22 protein-coding genes are annotated in these 20,771 nt (G+C 41.2%); 13 read left to right on the forward strand and 9 right to left on the reverse strand.

Annotated elements, in window-relative coordinates; translation table 11 throughout:
* The first annotated feature begins 305 nt into the window (after positions 1 to 305).
* Together OCU78_RS14755 and OCU78_RS14760 are read left to right on the forward strand one after the other, a co-directional pair.
* Positions 306 to 962 carry a Qnr family pentapeptide repeat protein gene (locus tag OCU78_RS14755; RefSeq protein ID WP_137371996.1) on the forward strand — a complete coding sequence of 219 codons (657 nt, stop codon included), beginning with the start codon at positions 306 to 308 and terminating at the stop codon, positions 960 to 962.
* Between the two features lie 131 nt (positions 963 to 1,093).
* Positions 1,094 to 1,594: a GNAT family N-acetyltransferase gene (locus tag OCU78_RS14760; protein WP_137371997.1), complete on the forward strand. Its 501-nt coding sequence runs from the start codon at positions 1,094 to 1,096 to the stop codon at positions 1,592 to 1,594.
* Between the two features lie 188 nt (positions 1,595 to 1,782).
* Here OCU78_RS14760 and OCU78_RS14765 read toward each other — a convergent pair whose 3' ends face one another.
* Entirely contained in the window at positions 1,783 to 2,220 is a 438-nt protein-coding gene (locus tag OCU78_RS14765; RefSeq protein ID WP_137371998.1) for a carboxymuconolactone decarboxylase family protein, read from the reverse strand.
* A 126-nt stretch (positions 2,221 to 2,346) separates the two neighbouring features.
* Between OCU78_RS14765 and OCU78_RS14770 the strand changes: the two genes are divergently transcribed.
* Entirely contained in the window at positions 2,347 to 3,264 is a 918-nt protein-coding gene (locus OCU78_RS14770; RefSeq protein ID WP_137371999.1) for a LysR family transcriptional regulator, read from the forward strand.
* Between the two features lie 208 nt (positions 3,265 to 3,472).
* Here the strand turns inward: OCU78_RS14770 and OCU78_RS14775 are convergent, their stop codons facing one another.
* Entirely contained in the window at positions 3,473 to 4,849 is a 1,377-nt protein-coding gene (locus tag OCU78_RS14775) for an aldehyde dehydrogenase family protein (RefSeq protein WP_137372000.1), read from the reverse strand.
* A 336-nt stretch (positions 4,850 to 5,185) separates the two neighbouring features.
* Here OCU78_RS14775 and OCU78_RS14780 point away from each other — a divergent pair, with 336 nt between their 5' ends.
* On the forward strand, positions 5,186 to 5,617 hold the full coding sequence (locus OCU78_RS14780; RefSeq protein ID WP_137372001.1) for a hypothetical protein: 432 nt from the start codon (positions 5,186 to 5,188) through the stop codon (positions 5,615 to 5,617).
* A gap of 69 nt (positions 5,618 to 5,686) precedes the next feature.
* Here OCU78_RS14780 and OCU78_RS14785 read toward each other — a convergent pair whose 3' ends face one another.
* Positions 5,687 to 6,259, reverse strand: a complete 573-nt coding sequence (locus OCU78_RS14785; protein WP_137372002.1) for a TetR/AcrR family transcriptional regulator — start codon at positions 6,257 to 6,259, stop codon at positions 5,687 to 5,689.
* A gap of 146 nt (positions 6,260 to 6,405) precedes the next feature.
* Here OCU78_RS14785 and OCU78_RS14790 point away from each other — a divergent pair, with 146 nt between their 5' ends.
* Positions 6,406 to 7,086 (forward strand): Rossmann-fold NAD(P)-binding domain-containing protein, encoded by a 681-nt coding sequence (locus OCU78_RS14790; protein ID WP_137372003.1) that lies wholly within the window; start codon positions 6,406 to 6,408, stop codon positions 7,084 to 7,086.
* Positions 7,087 to 7,167: 81 nt separating this feature from the next.
* On the forward strand, positions 7,168 to 7,575 hold the full coding sequence (locus OCU78_RS14795; RefSeq protein WP_137372004.1) for a hypothetical protein: 408 nt from the start codon (positions 7,168 to 7,170) through the stop codon (positions 7,573 to 7,575).
* Positions 7,576 to 7,681: 106 nt separating this feature from the next.
* Here the strand turns inward: OCU78_RS14795 and OCU78_RS14800 are convergent, their stop codons facing one another.
* Positions 7,682 to 8,569, reverse strand: a complete 888-nt coding sequence (locus OCU78_RS14800; protein ID WP_137372005.1) for a DMT family transporter — start codon at positions 8,567 to 8,569, stop codon at positions 7,682 to 7,684.
* A gap of 100 nt (positions 8,570 to 8,669) precedes the next feature.
* Between OCU78_RS14800 and OCU78_RS14805 the strand changes: the two genes are divergently transcribed.
* Positions 8,670 to 9,254 (forward strand): TetR/AcrR family transcriptional regulator, encoded by a 585-nt coding sequence (locus OCU78_RS14805; protein ID WP_137372006.1) that lies wholly within the window; start codon positions 8,670 to 8,672, stop codon positions 9,252 to 9,254.
* 79 nt (positions 9,255 to 9,333) lie between these two features.
* Here OCU78_RS14805 and OCU78_RS14810 read toward each other — a convergent pair whose 3' ends face one another.
* Positions 9,334 to 10,233, reverse strand: a complete 900-nt coding sequence (locus tag OCU78_RS14810; protein WP_180033659.1) for a LysR family transcriptional regulator — start codon at positions 10,231 to 10,233, stop codon at positions 9,334 to 9,336.
* Between the two features lie 103 nt (positions 10,234 to 10,336).
* Here OCU78_RS14810 and OCU78_RS14815 point away from each other — a divergent pair, with 103 nt between their 5' ends.
* Genes OCU78_RS14815 through OCU78_RS14825 form a run of 3 tightly spaced genes read left to right on the forward strand, consistent with a single transcriptional unit; the run spans position 10,337 to position 13,089 of the window.
* Positions 10,337 to 11,203, forward strand: a complete 867-nt coding sequence (locus tag OCU78_RS14815) for an MBL fold metallo-hydrolase (protein WP_137372007.1) — start codon at positions 10,337 to 10,339, stop codon at positions 11,201 to 11,203.
* A 19-nt stretch (positions 11,204 to 11,222) separates the two neighbouring features.
* Positions 11,223 to 11,903 carry a glutaredoxin 2 gene (gene grxB / locus OCU78_RS14820; protein ID WP_137372008.1) on the forward strand — a complete coding sequence of 227 codons (681 nt, stop codon included), beginning with the start codon at positions 11,223 to 11,225 and terminating at the stop codon, positions 11,901 to 11,903.
* 1 nt (position 11,904) lies between these two features.
* Positions 11,905 to 13,089, forward strand: coding sequence for a multidrug effflux MFS transporter (locus OCU78_RS14825; protein ID WP_137372009.1), 1,185 nt, complete (start codon positions 11,905 to 11,907; stop codon positions 13,087 to 13,089).
* Between the two features lie 158 nt (positions 13,090 to 13,247).
* On the opposite strand, the gene OCU78_RS14830 is transcribed toward OCU78_RS14825, so the two are convergent.
* From OCU78_RS14830 to OCU78_RS14840, 3 genes are all read right to left on the reverse strand, one after another.
* A complete protein-coding gene (locus OCU78_RS14830; RefSeq protein WP_137372010.1) occupies positions 13,248 to 14,237 on the reverse strand; it encodes a zinc-dependent alcohol dehydrogenase family protein in 990 nt (329 codons plus the stop codon).
* A gap of 45 nt (positions 14,238 to 14,282) precedes the next feature.
* On the reverse strand, positions 14,283 to 15,062 hold the full coding sequence (locus OCU78_RS14835) for a phytanoyl-CoA dioxygenase family protein (protein WP_137372011.1): 780 nt from the start codon (positions 15,060 to 15,062) through the stop codon (positions 14,283 to 14,285).
* 138 nt (positions 15,063 to 15,200) lie between these two features.
* The gene (locus OCU78_RS14840) at positions 15,201 to 16,082 is read right to left on the reverse strand and encodes a LysR family transcriptional regulator (RefSeq protein ID WP_137372012.1); all 882 of its coding nucleotides are present in this window, start codon (positions 16,080 to 16,082) and stop codon (positions 15,201 to 15,203) included.
* Positions 16,083 to 16,193: 111 nt separating this feature from the next.
* Between OCU78_RS14840 and OCU78_RS14845 the strand changes: the two genes are divergently transcribed.
* On the forward strand, positions 16,194 to 16,865 hold the full coding sequence (locus tag OCU78_RS14845; RefSeq protein ID WP_137372013.1) for a type 1 glutamine amidotransferase domain-containing protein: 672 nt from the start codon (positions 16,194 to 16,196) through the stop codon (positions 16,863 to 16,865).
* A gap of 137 nt (positions 16,866 to 17,002) precedes the next feature.
* Here OCU78_RS14845 and OCU78_RS14850 read toward each other — a convergent pair whose 3' ends face one another.
* Positions 17,003 to 18,388 carry an aminotransferase-like domain-containing protein gene (locus OCU78_RS14850; protein ID WP_167493982.1) on the reverse strand — a complete coding sequence of 462 codons (1,386 nt, stop codon included), beginning with the start codon at positions 18,386 to 18,388 and terminating at the stop codon, positions 17,003 to 17,005.
* Between the two features lie 96 nt (positions 18,389 to 18,484).
* Between OCU78_RS14850 and OCU78_RS14855 the strand changes: the two genes are divergently transcribed.
* Complete coding sequence (locus tag OCU78_RS14855) at positions 18,485 to 19,381, forward strand: EamA family transporter (RefSeq protein ID WP_137372014.1); 897 nt, start codon at positions 18,485 to 18,487, stop codon at positions 19,379 to 19,381.
* A gap of 288 nt (positions 19,382 to 19,669) precedes the next feature.
* Positions 19,670 to 20,677 (forward strand): tetratricopeptide repeat protein, encoded by a 1,008-nt coding sequence (locus tag OCU78_RS14860; RefSeq protein ID WP_137372015.1) that lies wholly within the window; start codon positions 19,670 to 19,672, stop codon positions 20,675 to 20,677.
* Positions 20,678 to 20,771 lie beyond the last annotated feature (94 nt).

Here is a 20,771-nt window from a genome sequence, read left to right on the forward strand (position 1 = left end):
GCGATATGTAACGTGGCTTCGATTGAGATTGTTTATATGGTCCATCTTGCTCTCTAGGAAATAGCGTTTTGTAATTCTGTTACTAATTAATGGTTAATGCTCCCTTTACGGTTATTTAACGGCTGAAAATAATTTATAGCGATCCGCATTCGATAGTTGAGAAAAGGACACCTTGGAAAGCCTATTTGGTGCCTTAATTTTGCTATTTTGGGTGTTTTTAAGTTGCTGAATTTAATAGGGTTGTTTTTGTTGAGAACTTACCTGTAAGTGATAGTCTTCAAACCATATAAATAAGAGGGCTAAAAATGAATAACACTGACTATACGTATTCTCAAACAGACTTTTCACATCAAGATTTAAGTGGTCAGATATTTACCCAATGTAAGTTTTATTGCTGCAGTTTCAAACGTGCGAACCTTCGTGATACTCAGTTTATTGACTGTGTTTTTATCGAGCCTGGGGCGATAGAAGGGTGTGATTTTTCATACTCTGACCTTCGAGATGCTTCATTTAAGCAATGTAGGATCTCGATGTCGTCTTTTAAAGGTGCAAATTGTTTTGGTGTTGAGTTACGCGATTGTGACCTAAAAGGTGCGGATTTTGCTCAAGCCAGCTTCGTCAATCATGTGTCTAACAAAATGTACTTTTGTTCGGCCTATATTACGGGGTGTAATTTGTCTTACGTAAACTTCGAGAAACAATGCATCGAGAAATGTGACTTGTTTGAAAATAGATGGATTGGCGCAAATTTAAGAGGTGCATCTTTTAAAGAGTCTGATTTAAGCCGAGGCGTGTTTTCTGAAGATTGTTGGGAACTACCTAGAATACAAGGCTGTGACTTAACTCATTCTGAGCTTTATGGGCTGGATCCGCGCAAGGTTGATCTAACAGGAGTAAAAATCTGTGCTTGGCAACAAGAACAGCTGCTAGAACAACTAGGTCTAATCATTGTTCCTGATTAATTGATGATCTTAACCTCTCACCTACATTCAGTTCATCGCCTTTGATGTGATTTGATTCGTACGTTAGTGGTTGCCAAGTTTTTTCAGCTCCTGTAAAAAGCATTTTCAAAAATAATTAGGAGTGCAGTTGCATGAGTTTAGTCGTACGACAAGTAAGCATAGAAGATGCTCAAGGTATCACTGAAGTTCTTAACCCAATCATTGTGGAAGGTTTATACACGGTATTAGATACCACTTTCACGGTTGAAGAAGAAAAAGAGTTCATTGCTGAATTTCCCAAACGAGGTGTGTTTAGTGTCGCGTTAAACACTGAAAACTCTAAAGTCATTGGTTTTCAGAATGTAGAACCATTTGCGTCATATACGAAAGCCTTTGACCATGTGGGTATCATCGGGACATTTGTTTCAAGTGGTAGCCGTGGGCAAGGTGTATCTAAAGCTCTATTTCAATCCACGCTTGAGGTTGCTAAGCGAAAGGGTTATGAAAAGTTGTTTGCTTACGTTCGTGGCGATAATGAGCGAGCTTTAGCTGCCTATGTTAAGCAAGGCTTTGAGATTGTTGGAACAGCAAAGAAACATGCAAAAGTGGGCGATAATTACATCGATGAAGTCCTGATTGAAAAGTTCTTGTAAGCTTGAGTCGACAGATTTAACAAGTCGATAGCTGACGCATGGCATTTTTTAATTAAAATTCCTCATGTAATCGATATGTTTAAACGCTTTACGTGGAATATGGGGTAGCCAGATAAAGCCTTATTCCAATGGAGATCAGCGTAACTGCCCAAATGGCAGCCACACTAACTTTTTATTGGTTTCCCCCTTTACGGATGGGTCATTTGTGTTGCAAGAGCAAATCGATTCCAAGCATTGATCGTGATGACTTGCATCATTGATTGTGCAAGTAACTCTTCTCCCAGTAGTTCTAAGCACTGTTGATAGGTTGTATCTGAAACACCTGAGTTAGAAATTAGTGTCATTTCATCAGTTAACGTTAGTATTGCTCGCTCTGTTGGATTAAACAGTGGCGATTCTTGCCATGCAGATAGAGCAAATAATTTCTGTTGAGTGATACCTATCTTCAATGCTTCAGTCGTATGCATTTGAATACAATAAGCGCATTTGTTGATTATTGATGATCGTATTTTAATGATTTCTTTTAATTCATTAGATAACTCAACGTCTGAGAGATAGTTTTCTAGAGATAGCATGGCAGTTAAAGCGTTAGGTTGGACTTGAGCGAGATCGATACGTTTTGACATGTTGGCACCATTTTATGAGTGAGAGTATCGCTATCAATGCGATGTGGTTATTGTGCATAATTCGAAATTCACATGGAATATGTATAAAATCTGAATCAGTTGTGCGTAAAACGCAAAGGTGAGTGCATGTTAGAGTTGATTAAAGTCTTTGACCAAGTTGTGGAGTCTGGAAATTTCTCTCAAGCAGGAAAGGTTCTGAATATGGCGCCATCTTCTGTGGCGAGAAATATAGATACCCTTGAGAGTAAGATTAAAGCTACGCTTTTCAAACGTAGTACACGGCAGCTTGTGCTGACTGAAGAAGGGCAATACTTTTATCAGCAATCAACCAAAATATTACAAGATAGCGATAGGTTGTTGGCTGAAATGCGGGGAAACCAGGGAGATCCTGAAGGGAGTTTGCGCATTTCTGTTTTTGAAAGTTTTGGTAACTTGTGCCTCGCCCCATTAATTCCAGAATTTCTAGAACGATACCCTAAGATACACGTTGAGCTAGAGTTAAATATCAGCGTGGTGGATCTAAATAGTGAAAATATAGATATTGCTATCCGTATTGGTACGTTACAGGACAGTCGACTCAGAGCTCGCCATTTACTGACTAATTATACGTCATTAGTTGCGGCTCCTTCTTATATTAAGAAGCATACTTCTATAAAAAAACCTGAAGACTTACAAGATCATAACTGTTTGTTGATCAGTCATGAGCGTCAAAGAAATTATTGGTATTTCAGAAGAAATACCGCGAGCAAAAAGGTGCTAGTAACTGGCAATTTGATTTCAAAAGGAGGCTCACCTCTTTTGCATGCGGCGCTAAAAGGAAGTGGTGTTCTTCTGCTGTCTAATTGGATGATAAAGCCTTATTTGGACTCTGGAGAGTTGAGTGAGTTACTTCCTGACTGGACATCAACGTACAGTGAACAGGGAAGCGGTGAAATATTCGCAATATATAAAAATGCTCAATATCCAAGACCTCATATTCGTGCGTTTATTGATTTCTTAGTTGAGAAAATGGAACCTATGAAGCGAGTGTCTACTCTTCGTTAGCCTTGTTCATGATGAACGCTTCCTTCGTGTCGTCAAACATGTGCAGCGGTGAGAGCCACTTTCGTATCAAGTTGTGGCAAGAAATGATGGGGTATACGTGATACCCCACTCGTTATAGTACCGTTTTACAGCCATTGCTTTTCCATATCATGGCTTATGGCTTATGGCTTATGGCTTATGGCTTATGGCTTATGGCTTATGGCTTATACTATTGCGGATAAGGGGCATAGAGAGCGCTAGGATCGGCATCAGTAGAAAACTTCATAATAGCTTTGGAGTGACTCATTGTAAGGAAGCTATCTCGGCCATGGTAGCGACCCATACCACTAAAACCGACACCTCCAAAGGGTAAGTCAGGGTTGGTTAAGTGCAGTAGAGCATGATTGATACAACTGCCGCCGTATTCAACATTTTGGTTGAAAAAATCAATAGTTTCATTGGATTCACTGAACACATAACATGCTAAAGGGTATCGATTCTGGCGGATCATAGCCAGTGCTTCATCGTATTCAGACCACGTTAGAACCGGCATGATTGGACCAAAGATTTCTTCTTCCATAATGACATCACTCATGCTGACATCATCGATAATTGTCGGGGCTATATAACAATCATTCGAATCTTTTTCCCCACCTACAACGATATTCCCGGTTAAAAACTTTTCCAGTGCGTTGAAACGCTTATCATTCACAATACGAGCAAAGTCCGGTGACTTTTGTGGGTTTTCGCCAAAGAATTCGGTGATGTTTTTTTTCATTTCCGCTATCAGAGCATCTTTTACATCTTCGTGTACAAGCACATAATCAGGACAGACACAGGTTTGCCCTGCATTAAAGAATTTAGCCCAAGTTAAACGCTTCGCAGTAACCTCAAGGTTTGCATGCTTGTCTACAATTGCGGGGCTTTTACCACCAAGTTCCAATGTCACTGGTGTTAAATGCTTGGCTGCCATTCCTGCTATAAGTTTTCCTACACCAGGGCTACCTGTGAAGAAGATATGATCGAAGCGATTGTTCTCAATAATTAGTGGACCGACACTCGAACCTGGACCGTAAACCACACTGATGTATTCCTCATCAAAGATCTCAGAAATAACCTTTCCGGTAATGTGGGCGGTATGTTTGGTTTCGTTACTAGGCTTGAGTAAAGCACAGTTACCAGCGGCAATGGCGCCTATTAGCGGTGCAATGAGCAACTGGAATGGATAGTTCCACGGTCCAATCACCAGAACGACCCCTAAAGGTTCATAGTGGATCTCGCTCTTGGCAGAATAGCTCGATTGTAAAAATGCTGGAGTCTCGGCGTGCTCAGTTTTCATCCATTCTTGAAGGTGACGAATGGTATGTTCAATTTCATCATAAATTATATTGATTTCACTGATGGTGGCTTCGAATCTAGGCTTGCGCATATCGGCGTGTAATGCCTCGAATATTTCATTTTCATACTTTTTGATACCATTCTTCAAAGCTTCCAATTGTGCAATTCTAAAATTGTAATCACGCGTTTTACCCGCATCAAAGAAGTTTCTTTTACGTTGGTAAGTTGCTTGAACTTCTTCTTTAGATAGTGGGGATAAATTATTCATAACTGAACTCCGGTTGGATGTATTTCGGGTTATCGCTTCTTATGGGTGATTTTTGGCAAAGGTCTTTTAAATTTAACACGCACTAGACCGACCGGTTTGTAGTGTATATAATGAATTCACTGGAAGCAATAGATCAAAGAAAAGATCAATATTAGGCAAATGTGATTTTTAAATAGAAATATTAATAGTATGTAAATTTCAGATGCAGTGAGCTCTGTGATAGTTGGTTCTAGCTCGTTAATTTAAAGCATTATTTCAACTATTTTAAATATGAAAGATCAGTGAGTTGGTAATGTTAATAGCAATAGCAATAGCAATGAAAGTTGGAATAGATATATGAATGTTGAGTTAGACAGTTATTTAACGAGCGCAGTGACAATGGCGTTACTCAGCACATGGAAAACATACAGTGGTCCAGCTATCGCCGGAGCATTATCATTATCTTACGTTGAAATGTTGCTATTCAATGGAGTACCCGCATTACTTTCAGCTATTTTCGGCTGGAAGCTTGACGGGCTTATAAGGCTGAAAACTCAACCAAGGAAAGTTGTTTTTAGGCCTAAGTTGAGGAAGTTTTTATATAATTGGAAAAAGTATGGCTACATTATTATGGCTATACTTGCTCCAATTTTAACCGGAATACCGACTTATACATTAATATCTAAACGACTGAATCAAAAGTTCATAGTAACTTTTTCTTTTTTAAGCATTTCGATTTTATTTTGGAGTACTTTATCTTACTTTCTATTTAATACTTTCTTCTATTAATAGATAGTTAAATATTATTCTGTTGGCTATTTCAATAACAATAACAGCAGCTCACGTTTTGTGAGCTATTTATTTAACAAGAGTAAGAGTTTCTTCCATCGCATTTAATAAGTAAGTTCGGTCTTGTTGAATTGCGGAAAGTAATGTACATCCTAGCCAAAGGCTATAAATAGTACGTGCAGTTTGATAACCGTTATTGATATTAAGCTGCCCGCTAGAAGTACCTTCAACAAAGAATTCTTCCATACGTCGGATGACTTGTTCCGCACCCTCATTCAAAGCACTTTGCATTTGACCAGATTCGCCAGATATCTCACCAGATAGTTTTACAACCAGACATTTTATCTTGAAATCTTCGGTTAGTTTCTCATCCGTCCAATGCTGGAAATAAGCTTGGACTCTCTCTTGGTAGTTCAAAGAATCATCAGATAAGAAGTTATTCAACGTTGTAAGGTGATCGTCGAAATAATTAGTAAGCAAAATGGTACCGAAGTTCTCTTTTGACTTAAAGTGATGATAAAACGAGCCTTTCGTTGCGTTTGCTGCATTGATAATTGTCATTAACCCTAAGCCAGCAAATCCTTGTTCACTGACCAAATCAAATCCAACGTCTAATAGGGTTTGTCTCAAATTGTTCGCCATCACGCTTCCGCTGTTTAGATTCCAAACCGAATTATAAAGTGAACCGTGACAGTTCGTACAGACAAAAATGGATTTTTCATCTAGACCGGTCGGTATGTTTGTTCTATAGTTGGACTATATTAAGGCTAACCATAGGCGGTGACCGAATGAAGAAGACATCAGTTATTATTGCTGGATCCAGCGGTCTTGTTGGCTCAGAGGTACTAAAGTTGTTGTTGAACGACGATCGAACGGAGCATGTTTATAGTGTGTCTCGTCGGCTTCTGGAATGTGCTCAAACTGAGCAAACCAAGCTAACTCAGATCATCAGCCCTGACTTACACATTCAGAAAGAGCAATTTGATATTACTCCGAGCATTGGTGTGATTGCTCTTGGATCGACAGTAAAACAGGCAGGTTCAAAAGAAAAGTTACGAGATATCGATGTTCATTTAGTCGTGGAAACCGCTCAAAAGATGAAATCGATTGGTGTTTCGCGAGTTCTTATTCTTTCATGCTTAGGCGCCGATGAGCAATCACGCTCTCATTACCTTCGATGTAAAGGCGAAATGGAAAGAAAAGTTATGCTGCTGGGTTTTCATGAAACCATTTTTATTCAACCCGGTCCTTTAGCCGGAGAGCGTTCAGAAACTCGAATTGATGAAAAGCTTCTACAATTTCTGAGCAAGCTAGTTAAGCCATTGATGAGAGGCAAGTTGTCAAACTATGTTCCTATTCAGGCAAGTTCTGTAGCAAGTGCATTGGCTGAGCTTATTCATTTAGACAGCTTGAAATCGGTTGAAAGAATTAGCTCTTCATACATGATGAAAATGATTAATCGCTCATAATTCATCGCTCATTTGGCTAATAACAAATAATAAATAGCTAAAATTGTAATGGTATATCCGTTTTAAATGAGGAGGTTTAAAGTGAATCAGGCGAAAATTAAAAACATTTTACTGGCAGCTGGCGCTATGAATATTGGTGCTGTTTTGTTGTTTTCTCGCTTTTTTACAAACAGTGTAATTAACGAAGCGGACCCAGTCGTAATGTCCAACTTTGGCTTGGTCATGATAGTAGTGTGGGGTTTTGCGTATTTAGGGGCGGCAACCGTCAATGCAAATATCAAGTATATTGCTGGTGCTTTTGCTTTAGAAAAATTGGTGTATGTGGTGGTTTGGGTTCACTGGATTTCAACGAATGCATTAGCACCAGTATATGAAGCGGACCTGATGGCTGGGGTTTTCTTTACGATTTACGGGATAAATGATTTAGCATTTATGGTTCTGTTTTTTATGATATTTAAATCAAAGTTCGATATAAAAAGCGATCGCTAAATTCTCATAAATTAACCCTATAAATTATGCAACCACAGCCTCTTAACCAAGTGTAAGTCGCTGTGGCTTTCCAATTTAGACCAGTGCCGTTATTAGTCTTGCTTCTCTATTGGTCACTTCTCATGGTGATCAACGTATAGGCAAAAATGGTGACGAGAATAATTGAACCTCCCACAATACTAGCTAAAGCTGGTATTTCAGCGAAGAATAAAAACCCCCATACTGGTGCTAGCACGGTTTCTAACATCAAAGTCATCGACACTTCAGCAGCCGTAATGTAGCGCGTTGCAACCATCGACATCACTCTTCCGATTGGCGCGGTACACAAGCCCATTGCCGCCATAATTAACCAAGTATTTAGGCTATAACTGCTTGGTTCAGCGAAAAACGACATCACCATTGCTAATAGCAAACCACCCAATGCCACACTCGCTAATCTACTCACATCCTGATATTTACGAAGCAAGGTAAACATTAGTGATAGACAGATTACCGAGAATACAGCCAAAAGATCTCCAAACCAGTTACCGGAGCCAAAAGACCCAGACACAACAATACCAATGCCGATCATCACGGAAATAATCGCGATAATGGTTGGGCGGCTCGTTTTTTCACGTAGTAGTAGCCAACTAAAAATGGCAGCGACAGCCGGAGATGCGCTCAGAATAAGGAATGTATTCGCAATTGACGTATTTTTGATGCTAAACACTAACCCGCTAGCGCTACCTAGCATTAATAAGCCAGCAAACAATAGTGGCCAACCACTCTGAATTACGGCTTTTCTAATGCCACGTTTATCGTTAATTTTGAGCAAGATTGACATTGATATAGCGCTAAATAAACCGAAAAGAAATGCGGTGTCAAAGCCACTTACGCCTGCAAAACGGATAAATATTGGGTCGATACTCATTAGTAATGCGCCTAGAAGCGCTATCAAGACACCTGTGATGCGGCTGTTTTTTGCAGCCCAAGAAGAAAGTGTTAAAGCAGTCATAATGTATTCTCATCAAAAATCATACTATCGAGTATGATTTTTAAGTGTTATTGTGTCAATGAAAATAATACTGGTGAGTATGATATTTAAGAGGAAGTCGATGAGTAAAATTGAGCAAAATAGAGAAAAGAAAAAACAAGCAATCTTGTCTGCTGCGAAGTCTGTCTTCTTATCTGAGGGATACACATCCGCAAGTATGGATGTTATCGCTAGCCAAGCTAAGCTGACAAAGCAGACGCTCTATCGCTATTTCCCTTCCAAGATCGAACTTTTCCAAGCAACTATGCAGCAGATCGGCGAAAGTTATAATGACCGATATTCACAGCACCTAGCTATAGAAAGCAATCGAGATGCTCTGACTTCATTTGCTACTGAGTTTATGAAGTTTCATTTATCACCAGACCATATTGCTACTCAACGATTGCTGATCGCTGAAGCGGCTCAATCACCTGAAATTGTACAGAGCTTCATGAGTATTGGACCTGACGACACCGATAGCGCTTTGAAAACGTTTTTTGTCGAGCGGTTGAGCATAAAGCAACCAGAAAGCAAGATTGAACTCTGGCTTGGAATGCTGCTTGCCCCTCGCTTTGGGGCGTTGTTGGGAAGCCCGAATCTAACTGAGCAACAGATTGAGCAACATGCTATTGAGGCAACGGATTTACTTATATCTGGAATTCAGTAAAACCATCTAACTATTTTATCTATGAATCTTCAGTCGATTAGGCTGTTAGGGTTTATTGGTTTAGCAGTGCGTATGGTTTTTACGGAGTAACGATACGAACGAAGTTAACCTTCAAGTACGTTAAGAACAGCGACAGTCTATAAGGAACGTGTTTACGAGTTGGGTACATCCCGTAAATGTTCACGATTGGAAATTCGGCTACGTTTTCCACTTTTATTAAGTTGCCGCTGTTAACGTGTGAATGAACAAATATACTCGGGATCATAGAGATACCCATTCCATCGATAGTCGCTTGTATTAAGGTATTGGTATCTGAGGTTACAGCTACCCAGGGCTGCCTATATGAAAGGTTTTTACCGTCAACCGTTAGCATCCAATAATCGCCATTTCTTGAATTTCCCATATGTAGGCAATCATGATTTTTTAAATCGGTATAACTGGAGGGGGCTTGATACTCGCTTATGTATGCGGGTGACGCGTACAACCCGAACTCAGACTCTCCGAGTTTGGTCGCAACATAAGATGAATCTTGCAATTCGAAAGAGAATCGAATGCTGAGATCGATCTCTTCCTCGATGAGATTTAAATGGTTATTTGATAAAACGAGATCAAAACGAATCCCGGTATATTCTTTACGAAATTCTTTAACCACCTTCATTAAAAAGGGCCCCATCGCATCAGGAGCAGATAGCCGGATTAAGCCTTCAGGGTTGTTCTGGTGAGCCGTTGTGAGTGAATCTTCTAGCTGTTCAATGTTACTCAATACCGCTTGAGCACCTTCATAATAAGCCTTCCCTCCAGGGGTAAGGTGCATACTGCGCGTTGTACGATTCAGCAGTACAAACCCTAGAGAATCTTCCATTGCCGCAATGTGTCTCCCGACAATAGCAGGGGTAATACCTAATGCTTTCGCGGCTTTAGAAAAACTGCCTTTATCGACAACAGTACAAAACAGCTGCATATTCCGATACTTATCCATTTGATACCTATTGTATTAAGTGAAGTTACTTTTGGATGTATTGTTCTATTTTGTGATGTTAATTATCTTTTGTTTCATCATCAACAGTGAAACGGAAATAATCATGTCTCTTATTTCAAAAATAACAACGTTAACCCTAGCATTAGGAATGAGTGGGGCTGCCAGCGCCGCTGATGGTTTTGATCCTACTAAACCAGTAATGACAGAACTCAAAGATGGCATCTATCAATATTCTCAATTTTTTTATAATAGTTTGGTTGTCATTACCGAAGAAGGCGTGATTATTACTGACCCTTCAGGTGAAGTGCGATCCGCACAAATGATGGCAGAAATTCGCAAAGTAACCGAACAACCGGTCAAAAAAGTTATCTATTCCCATGACCATTTTGATCACTCTCGTGGCGGTGAAATTTTCAAGGAACAGGGCGCTGAATTTATTGCACAAGAGAACTGCACTGACCTACTTTCTCGAGATTTAGAGGGTAAGGTGATTTATCCAACGGCGACTTATAAAGACGATATGACCATTTCTTTAGGTGGGAAGAATGTAGACCTGCATTACTACGGTAAGAACGATGGTAACTGCATGAGTATTGTGCATATGCCCGAAGATAAGATCTTGGTCGCTGTAGACTGGCACTTACCTCAATATTTGGTGAGTTCAGGTCGCTTAATTGAGCAAGACTATGTCGCTACGTTGAACACCATAAAACGTGTTCGTGAGAATTTGGAATTTGACACAATCGTAAATGGGCATGTTCCTGTCGACTCGCCAGAGTTTCTAAAAGAAAGTGAAGAATTTACTCAGGCTCTATTTGACAAGGTTTGGAAAGGCTTGCAAGAAGGTAAGTCGGTCGAGGAACTAAAAGAGTCGATAAAACTACCTAAATTTAGCCATTGGAGCGGTTACGAGGAGCACTTACCTGCTCACGTAGAGCGAATGGCTTACTCTATTTGGCATGGTAATTAATAGGATAGGAGCATTTATAATGAAATTACATGTATTTGATAGTTGCCCTTTCTGTGTTCGAGTGAAGACCGTTATTGGACTAAAACATCTGGACTGTGAAATAAGCCCTATGACGTTAGGCGAATTACCTGAGTCTCTAGAAGGCAAGCTAGACCGATTGGTTGTACCCGTACTTGAGATCCAGAAACTGGACGGTCGTGATAGTACGCTGATGATTGAGAGCCTGGATATAATTCGCTACTTGGATCAACAGGGCTCACCATTATTCACGAGCTACGAAGTATCGGAAGAGTTACAAAGCCTTTTAAAACAACTCTACCCAGTATCAGCGCAACTTCTATATCCACGAATGCCACAGCTTAATCTGCCTGAGTTGTCTACACCATCTGCATTAAATATATTTGTTGAGTCGCGCAAAGCCACTTTAAACCAGTCGCTCGAACAAGCGTTAGAGAAAACGGATGAGTACCTTCTTGAATTAAAACGACTCTTGGAAGAAATAGAGTCATTGATCAGTATTGATGATCTTGTATCAGGTGAACGTACATTAAACATTGAAGACATTGTCGTATTTGCTGAATTACGAAATTACACCATGATTGCGGAGCTTGAAATGAGTGTCGGCTTGATGGGCTTTGTTAACACCATTTCGTCACGTTCTGGCGTGTCTTTATATTCTCAAGTAAGTCAGGGAGTTTAAAATGGCAGGCAACAAATTTCTTCCATTGCTGGTTATTTTTTCACTCATACCTTTAGGCCCACTCGCTATTGATGTCTACTTGCCATCTTTTCCACAAATGATTGAAACTTTCGCAGCTTCTGACAGTGAAATAAGACAGACCATTTCAGTTTACATTCTGGCTTTGGGGGTTAGCCAATTAATTGCGGGGCCGATCTCTGACCGCAAAGGACGTAAGTTCTCTGCCATGCTTGGGCTATTTATGTATGCCGTCGGCAGTTTACTTGCCGTGGCATCTTCCTCCCTGAGCCTATTCTATGCTGCAAGAGCCATCCAAGGGATAGGCGCTTCTTTTACCATGATTACTGCCATGGCTTGGATTCGCGACAACTATGAAGGTGATGCCGCAGGTAAATGGTTAAGCTATATGGGCGGCGTGACTAGCGCTGTACCGACTATTGCACCGCTCATTGGCAGTGGATTGGCGATCTGGTGGGGCTGGAGTGGAGGATTCTACTTAATGGCAGGTTTAGCATTGTTACTTTTTGTTGTTTCCTCATTTTCACTTCAATCACAACGGAATGTTAAAACCACAATTGAAGTTGTGGATACACATGCGCTGAAGTGTAACGTTCGCGGTATATTAAGCCATCGTACTTTTCTGATTTATGCGCTGACAAATATGCTCAGTTTCGGCGCATTGCTAACCTACATTTCTGTTGCCCCTATCGTTGCGATAAATGATGGTGGTTTTTCTCAAGTACAGTTCTCCGTTATGTTCGGACTCATAGGAGGTGCTCAAATACTTGCCAGCTTTTTTGCGCCTAAATTAATGGCATCATTTGGTCGTAGGAATACGGTGCGATTTGGTTCCAGTATTATGGTTGCAGGGGGCGTTGGCTTATTATTTATCAGTTCTGAAGCAACTTACTATTTCTTTGCATTAGCAGCACTTGGTGCGGCTGGATTCAGTCTCTTATCTGGTTCTGCAACGTCTCTTGCATTAGAACCTTTCAAATACTGTGCTGGTTTAGCAACATCTATCGATGGTTTTTTAAGAATGATAGGAGGCGCTTTACTTGTCGCCTTATCAGGACTATTAGGTGCTAGCAGTATTTCCACGCTGGCATTCGTGATGCTTCTGTCTGTGATACCAGTGTTATTAATCACTGTAGATAATCGGATCGTAAAACTGACCCAAGCTTAAGTTAGTCATTAAATGAGTCACTGTGAACTTGCGAACAGTTATGCGCTAAATGTTTCGATTCACACAGCTCCTATGAATGAGGAGTCTGTGTGATTTTTGGTTACATGTTACAGATAAATGGCCTTGATGATTCAATAAGAGGCTTTGCGCTACTTCATCTAAACCGGAAGCAATATAATCTTTCCATTTAAAATCGTGGTTTCAGACTCAATCAGATCAATCGCGGTCTGAAATTCACTGAGTGGTAGATAACGGTCAACATCGAGTTGTATATCGTGAGTGATGAAATGATTCAGCATAGCCATAAATTTATTACGGCGAACACTTTTACCCTCTGCTTCCTCCCAATAACGTAAGAAGAAAGTGCTGAAATCGATGCTTTGGTTTTTCGCGTGTTCGAAGAAGCTTGGGTCATAAAAATCCAGTGACAGCGTTCCATAATTGATAAAACGACCTTGATTACCAAGGGTATGAATAAGCTCGGTTCCGGGTTTCCCACCAATCGCATCAAAGGCAATAGTCGGCTGAGGTAAACTTAGCTGTTGAATTTGTGAAACTAAGTCACCTTGAGCATCTAACATATGATTTGAAGCTGTTCGAGGTCGCTTTGGCTGTGATGTAACGACAATGATTGTGAACCCGAGTGAGGAAGCTAACTGGGAGAAAATTTTGCCAATGGCTGAGTTGCCTGCATTGATTATCAACACATCTTCTTTGGTCAACTTCGCCACTTCTGTAGTCAGTACCCACGCGGTCAGTGCATTGATGTATAGCTGACAGGCGTAGCCATTGTCTAAATCTTGAGGTAGAGGAAATAGGTTGTCTGGCGATACATCGACATAGTTTTGCCATGTTCCACTCGTTGCCACTAGCACTCGCTGATTAAAGGTAAACTCAGCATTGCTGGATTCTACAACCCTTCCGACCGCTTCAAACCCTGGCACTCTCGGCGGCTGGTGGCTGTGTTTGTATTGACCAACACCATAAATCGACAACAAATCACTAGGGTTGATGTTAGTCGCTTCAATTTGTACTCGAACCATCTCTTCTGCAAGCGCCCCTAAAGCGACATGTTCTAGCTTAAGAGATTCTTTCGGCTGACCGAAACGGAACTGGCTGATTTGGGTATTTTGCTTATTGTCAGTCATGGTTCGGGTACCTTTAGGTTAAGAGCATTGCATCGATTTTAAGTACTACATCGATTTTAAGTGTAGCGTGTTCATGAACAATCTTGGATCGGCAATATTGTTCAGCATTGATGGTGTTGGTAAACAATCGTCATCAACGTAGTCGACATAATCTGCCGCTGAATCAAAGATCAAAATATCCAATGCCAAACGATCCAAGCCGTATCGACCTCGGTGGATCATATCCGCTGAAAACACTAACAAGTCACCTGCTGACAACGGTATCTGTTTACCACCAGAGATGTCATCACTGCTCACTTTACCATTCTCTTCTTGGCGAACGTTGTATTCTTCTTCGTTGTCCCAGCGCTTGTGCGTTCCGGGAATAAGCTCCATGCCGGGCTCATCAAATAGGGGTACACGCAGGTGTAACACTTGAGTTTCCATGATGACTTTCATTTGGTCATCAATGTCATAGTCGTATTGACAGTCACGATGCCAGAAGTCTTTTTGTTGTGGGTTCACAGGGTTGAAAAACAGTTGAGTGTTCATGAATGCCGGCTTATTCGGTATCACTGCATCGACCACGTCCATCACTTGTTTTGAGCTTATGAAGTCAAAGAGTACGCTTCTATCGTCGGCGGGCAAATATTCGCTTCCTGTAATTAGAGACGAGTTAAACGCTTCTTCTTGATAAAACTCTTCGTTGTCCTTTTTCCATGATTCATGGAATTTAAGCACGACTTTTCTAAGTGATGCAATTTGAGCATCATCGAAATATTTTCTGATAACAAAGTAACCATGTTCATCGTAACGGTTGCTTAATTGTTGGTTGTTTTCTACCACTGACTACCTTCGTTCATTCTGTACCGCTTAATAACCACGGATTTCTTGGGCGCATAATGCCAGACAGGTGCTATTCCACCAAGTTAATGGATTCATTTAGCTAGATGGGTATTGAGATCTCTACACGTGAGTGTTCATTTAACTGCGCCAGCCAGAAAAGTGAGCCACTAAATAGTCTATTGCCAAGCGAGCACGTAATGGCAGGAAACGTTGATTTTGATACACGATCCAACTGCTGTTTCCTTTCCCCCAAAAGTCTTGCAAGACTGGGGTAAGCAAACCTGAGTTGAGCCCTTTCGCTAGGCTACTTTTGGGCATGTAAGCAATGCCTAGCCCTCGTTCGCAAGCAGAGATGACAGCATTAGAGTTATTGCTTTTCCAGCGACCATGGACACGCGTGCTAATGGTGTTTTGACCATTTTCAAAGAGCCAGTGATCATTATTGGCAATAATACAACTATGCTGTTTTAGTTGGTTGGGGTGGGTGGGCTCACCGTGACGTGTTAGATATTCCTGACTCGCGACAGCTGCCATTGGGCGATCAACGAGTTTTCTCGCAACCAAACCAGAATCTTTTAGAGCGCCATAGCGAATGGCGAAATCAATACCGTCTTCAATGAAGTTAACCATTCGGGAATTAAAATCCATCTCGATAGTGAGCTCCGGATAAGACTTAGCGAATTCCATTAAAGCTGGAGCCACATGCTCTTCTGAAAAGGCACCTGCGGCGCTTACACGTAGAGTGCCACTTAATGTAACTTGCTGTAAGTTCAAACCTTCATTGGCTTGTTGCAACCCATTGACCAATTCTCTGCATTGTTGGTAATACAGCTGACCGGCGTCGGTTAAATTGACTAGCCGAGTTGAACGAGCCAGTAACACCGTTCCAAGCCTTTCTTCTAGTCTAGATACTTGTCGGCTTACGTGGCTTGTACTGCAACCTAGCTGTTTGGCCGCTGCGGAAAAACCTTGGCTTTCAGCCACTGCAACGAATTCAATAATTCCATCAAAATTGTTCATGTCTTCCATCTTTGCTGTATAGCAATAATCTTTTGCCAATTATCGGTATTATCAGTCAAGTGGTTTTGAATTAATATCATTATCGAACTCAAAGCCTTCAAGGAAAAAATAATGAAAAAGATCCTAATTCCAGTAACGAACCATGCAACTCTAGGCGAAACAGACCAAGCTAACGGTACTTACTCTCCAGAGATCACTCATGTTATTCACGAGCTTAGTGCTGCTGGCTTTGAATACGATATCGCGTCAATTCAAGGTGGAAAAGCGCCACTCTATGGTACTGATGTTGAAGCCGATGAAATAAACAGCGTTGTGTATTCTGATGATGATTTTCAAAATCGAATCAATAACACAATCCCAGTTTCGCAAATTAATATTGATGACTATGACGCAGTGTTCTACCCAGGTGGCTTTGGGTTGTTATCAGACCTTGCTACGAACGCGAGCTTCGCTCAATTGTCTGCAAAGCATTACGAGAATGGCGGAATTATCGCGGCAGTATGCCATGGTCCCGCGGCATTACTTCCAATCACATTGAGTAATGGTGACAGCCTACTGGCTTCTAAGTCGGTAACGGGTTTCACTCGTGAAGAAGAGATCGATTTTGGTACGATTGCTGATATCCCATTTCTGCTTGAAGAGTCACTTTCACGTAAAGCCGCTCGCTTTAGCAAAGCACAGCCTTGGCATGAACTAGTTATTGTTGATGAAAGGGTGATTACGGGGCAAAACCCAACGAGTGCGCATGCTGTTGGTAAAGCGTTAGTGGCTTCACTGTCATAAACTTTTGACAATAATTTAAGTTACTTAAAATAGCCCATATGCATGGGCTATTTTTTTAGAAGATGCAGTGACGGTTTAGAGTGGCAAAACTTTGTCTATGATTGATTTTCTGGCTACTGGCTACTGACTTTTAGCTATTAGCCGCTGGATTGTTTAATTGCTTCTATCAATTGCTCTAACTCGTTTTGCACATTGCTTGATAGCTCGAACCCAATGTTTATTCTTAGACAATCGTTATAGAGCGATAGGGTACTGAACAATTGACCCAAGCGAATATCGATTTGATTTTCTTCGATTAGTTCTGTAAATCTCGCAAGCTCAAGCCCTGGTACTTGTAACCAGAGTACCATTCCCCCTTGTGGGTGACTTATTTTGACCTTTTTGGGCAAGCGTTCAGAGAGAAAGGTGAGATAAGACTGCCTTAAGTTAAGTAATTTGCTGCGACGACGCTTCAGCTGCTTGGCGTAGTGCCCAGACTCAATGAAATCAGCCACCGCCAGTTGAATGGGAAGAGAAACACCAAAGCAAGAGGCGCTATGCTGCTGGCGGTAACGTTCTGTAAACCGGCCGGGTAAGCACCACCCTAATCGATAACTCGGTGACAAGCTCTTTGATACGGACCCACACCAGAGAATGTAACCATTGCGATCGTAATACTTCGCAGGTAGTGGTGTGTGCTCAGAGTAGGAGAGCTCTAGGTAAACGTCATCTTCTATCATTGGCACTTGATAGTGATTAGCAAGCTCTGCCAGTTTCTGTTTTTGTTGTGCAGACATGGTGATCCCTTGAGGGTTCATGTGCGATGTACAAAATAAACCGGCCTTAACACTCCCTTGCTCTAAATGTGCTTCGAGTTGGAGCAGATCAATTCCATCGTTCAGAGATGGGATTTCTACGATATTACGCCCCATCTGCCCGAGTAAGCCTAAAATGCCACTAAAGCATGGTGAGCTAATGGCAATGGCATCGCCTACTTGAGTACAGGCTTCTAGGGCTGCTTTGATGGCAGGCATGCACCCTGAAGTGATGACCAATTCCTCAGAGTTAATATGCAGACCAAGCTTTGCAAAATGAACACTTAATGCGTTACGTAGCAAAGGGTCGCCTTGAGTATCTGGGTATTGATTGAGTCGGTTGCCGAGTCGTTTGCTTGCCCTGCGAAAACTGCGTTCAAGTTCATTCAGCGCGAGATCGTCAATTGTTGTGCTCGATACGCCAAGAGGTCCATTATGAAGAGAGTGGATGGAGAAGTTCTGGTTAACTTTCGAGACCTTACTAACAAATTGTGCCCATTCCGGTGTGCTGTGTGTACTCGGTTGCGCCGACACATAGTACCCAGCTTGAGGTCTAGCATGAATCCAACCCTGAGATTCCAACTCTTGATAGCAACTTACGGCAGTCGACATGCTCACAGCTTGCTGCTTTGATACTTGTCGTAATGAAGGCATACGACTTCCTTCTGTCAGTTTTCCGGCTTCAATCTCGCGGATAAACTTGCTCGCCATCGTTCTGTACATACTCATAGGCTGTAACTGTACTTCTTTTTGTTTAAAAAATTGTATCTGTACTGATAACTGTACTCGAGTAATACTATTTTTCAACAAAAAGAGGGGACAGTTATGATAAGAAACGATTTATTTTTGGCAATATTCGTCATGGCGATATGGGGTTTTAACTTCTCAATGATTAAGTTGGGGATCACTGAAGTACACCCGTTGCTAGCGACTGCCGCTCGATTTACGTTGGCGGTGATACCAGCCATATTTTTTATTAGAAAACCTAACGTAGCTTGGCGTTACTTGTTTGCTTATGGCTTAGTGTTCGGTGTAGGAATATGGGGTATGGCTTCCTGGTCGATTACAGCAGGACTTTCTTCGGGTATGTCTTCTGTCTTGCTTTCATCTAACGCTTTAATCAGCATGGCCGTAGGCATATTTATCCATAAAGAAAAAGCTTCAATGCGAAAAGTTATTGGGGCTGTGACGGCATTGGTCGCTCTTTTGGTATTGATCTCAGCGACTAATGGCAATATTACCCTAGATGGTTTGATGTTTATTATGATTGCCGCTTCATGTTGGACAGTAATGGGAATGATAGTAAAAGCGTCTCAAACCACACAGGCATTTGCGTTTAACGTGTGGGGAATGTTATTTGCGCCTATTCCTCTTGTTCTATTTGCTGTGAGCCTTTATGGACCGGGTATTATTTGGCATGCCTTAGATGTATGGGATTTTAACACCACAGTAGCCGTTGTTTTCCAAGCTTATCCAACCACATTGTTTGGTTACTGGGTATGGAATCGATTATTGATTCGTTATCCCCTGAGTACCACAGCGCCTCTCACATTACTGGTGCCAGTGTTTGCCTTGATCTCTGGATACTTTATGTATGATGAAGTGCTAAATATCGCCCAAATAGTTACTTGTATCCTGTTTTTAATTGGGGTTGGGCTGATTGTTAAGCCTGGCCGGGAAATGAAACAAGAACCAATGTCGGCTAAGTTGCAAGAGAGCTAGTTACTCGCGGTAAAACGGTAAATGAGATGAGTTTTACTAGCGTTGAGCTTTCTCTAGTTAATCTTGTACTAGTAAAGCTTGCTAGAGTTACGTTCAATTGTGTTAAGTCTACTAACAAAGCCACCTTCAAATGGTGGTTTTTTTATTCATAGTTATATTTCCCTGAACTGTGTTTTTTAGCGATCACATAATGGAATTAAACTGATTTACGAAACAGGAAACTCCTTTATTTTCAATAGCATTTTGATATATTCATGTGAAACTATACTAATACATGGAATGGCTTAAATGATAAAACAAAGTGGTATTTTCTTAACGTCACTGTCTCTGGTGTTATCCGCCAATGCTTTTGCTTACGATCTAGATTTAGAATATTTTGAGAGTGAAGATATCGCCTTATTAAAGGCGGCAGAAAAGTCGAGTGATAATGAATTATTGATGAAGGCGGCTAGCCTTCTGATAGAAGATTCAATGTATGACGAGAATGTCGATCGTGGCTATGAATATATGAAGAAAGTGGCACAAGCTGGCGAAGTAAAGGCAATGATTAGTTTAGCTGATATGCATTACGATAATGATCAATATGAGAAAGCACTTCGCTGGTACCACAAAGCTGAACAAAGCAAAGACCCTTATGTGCTCTACTCGTTGGCTGTGATGTACTTTGATGGCGAAGGGACACCTGTCGACTACAAAAAAGGCAATGACTACTACTTAGCTTCTGCGCAAGCTGGATATTCGGATGCTATGTATCAACTTGCCTTTTCATACAATGATGGAAAAGGCATCGGGCAGGACTTCTCCAAAGCAGCGTATTGGTTTGAGCAAGCGGCAAACTTAGGTGATGTAAGCGCAATGTATAATTTGGGTATTTCTTTTCTTAAAGGAGAAGGCGTAGACAAAAGCTGCTCTAAAGCGATGCAACTATTTAACAACGCTATTGACGAAGATGAACATGCGCTTTCCTATGCCAAAATGGGCGATATTTACTCTTATGCAGAGTACAAAAAAGCCTGTAATTTCAAAACCACTGACTACAAGAAAGCACTAGAGTATTACACTGGTGGTGCAATGCAGGGGAATGCTTATAGCCAATATTCAGTTGGTTATGCTTACCGTAACGGTCACGGCACGTGGAGCGATTTCGTTAAAGCGCTGGCATGGTTCGAAGTTGCGTATGAGTATGGTGACTCGGATGCAGAAAAAGAGATTGCGGATGTTAAACAGCATATGTCGAAAGAAGACATTGCTTCGGCAACCCAGCTCAAAGACTCTTTAATTGAAGAAATTTGGTAAGTAATCTCGATTGTAAGTACTTTGGCTTATGGCTTATGGCTTATGGCTTATGGCTTATGGCTTATGGCTTAAACAGCTTACGAAAGACTATTAT

The sequence above is a fragment of the Vibrio gallaecicus genome (genome assembly GCF_024347495.1).
Classification (GTDB): domain Bacteria; phylum Pseudomonadota; class Gammaproteobacteria; order Enterobacterales; family Vibrionaceae; genus Vibrio; species Vibrio gallaecicus.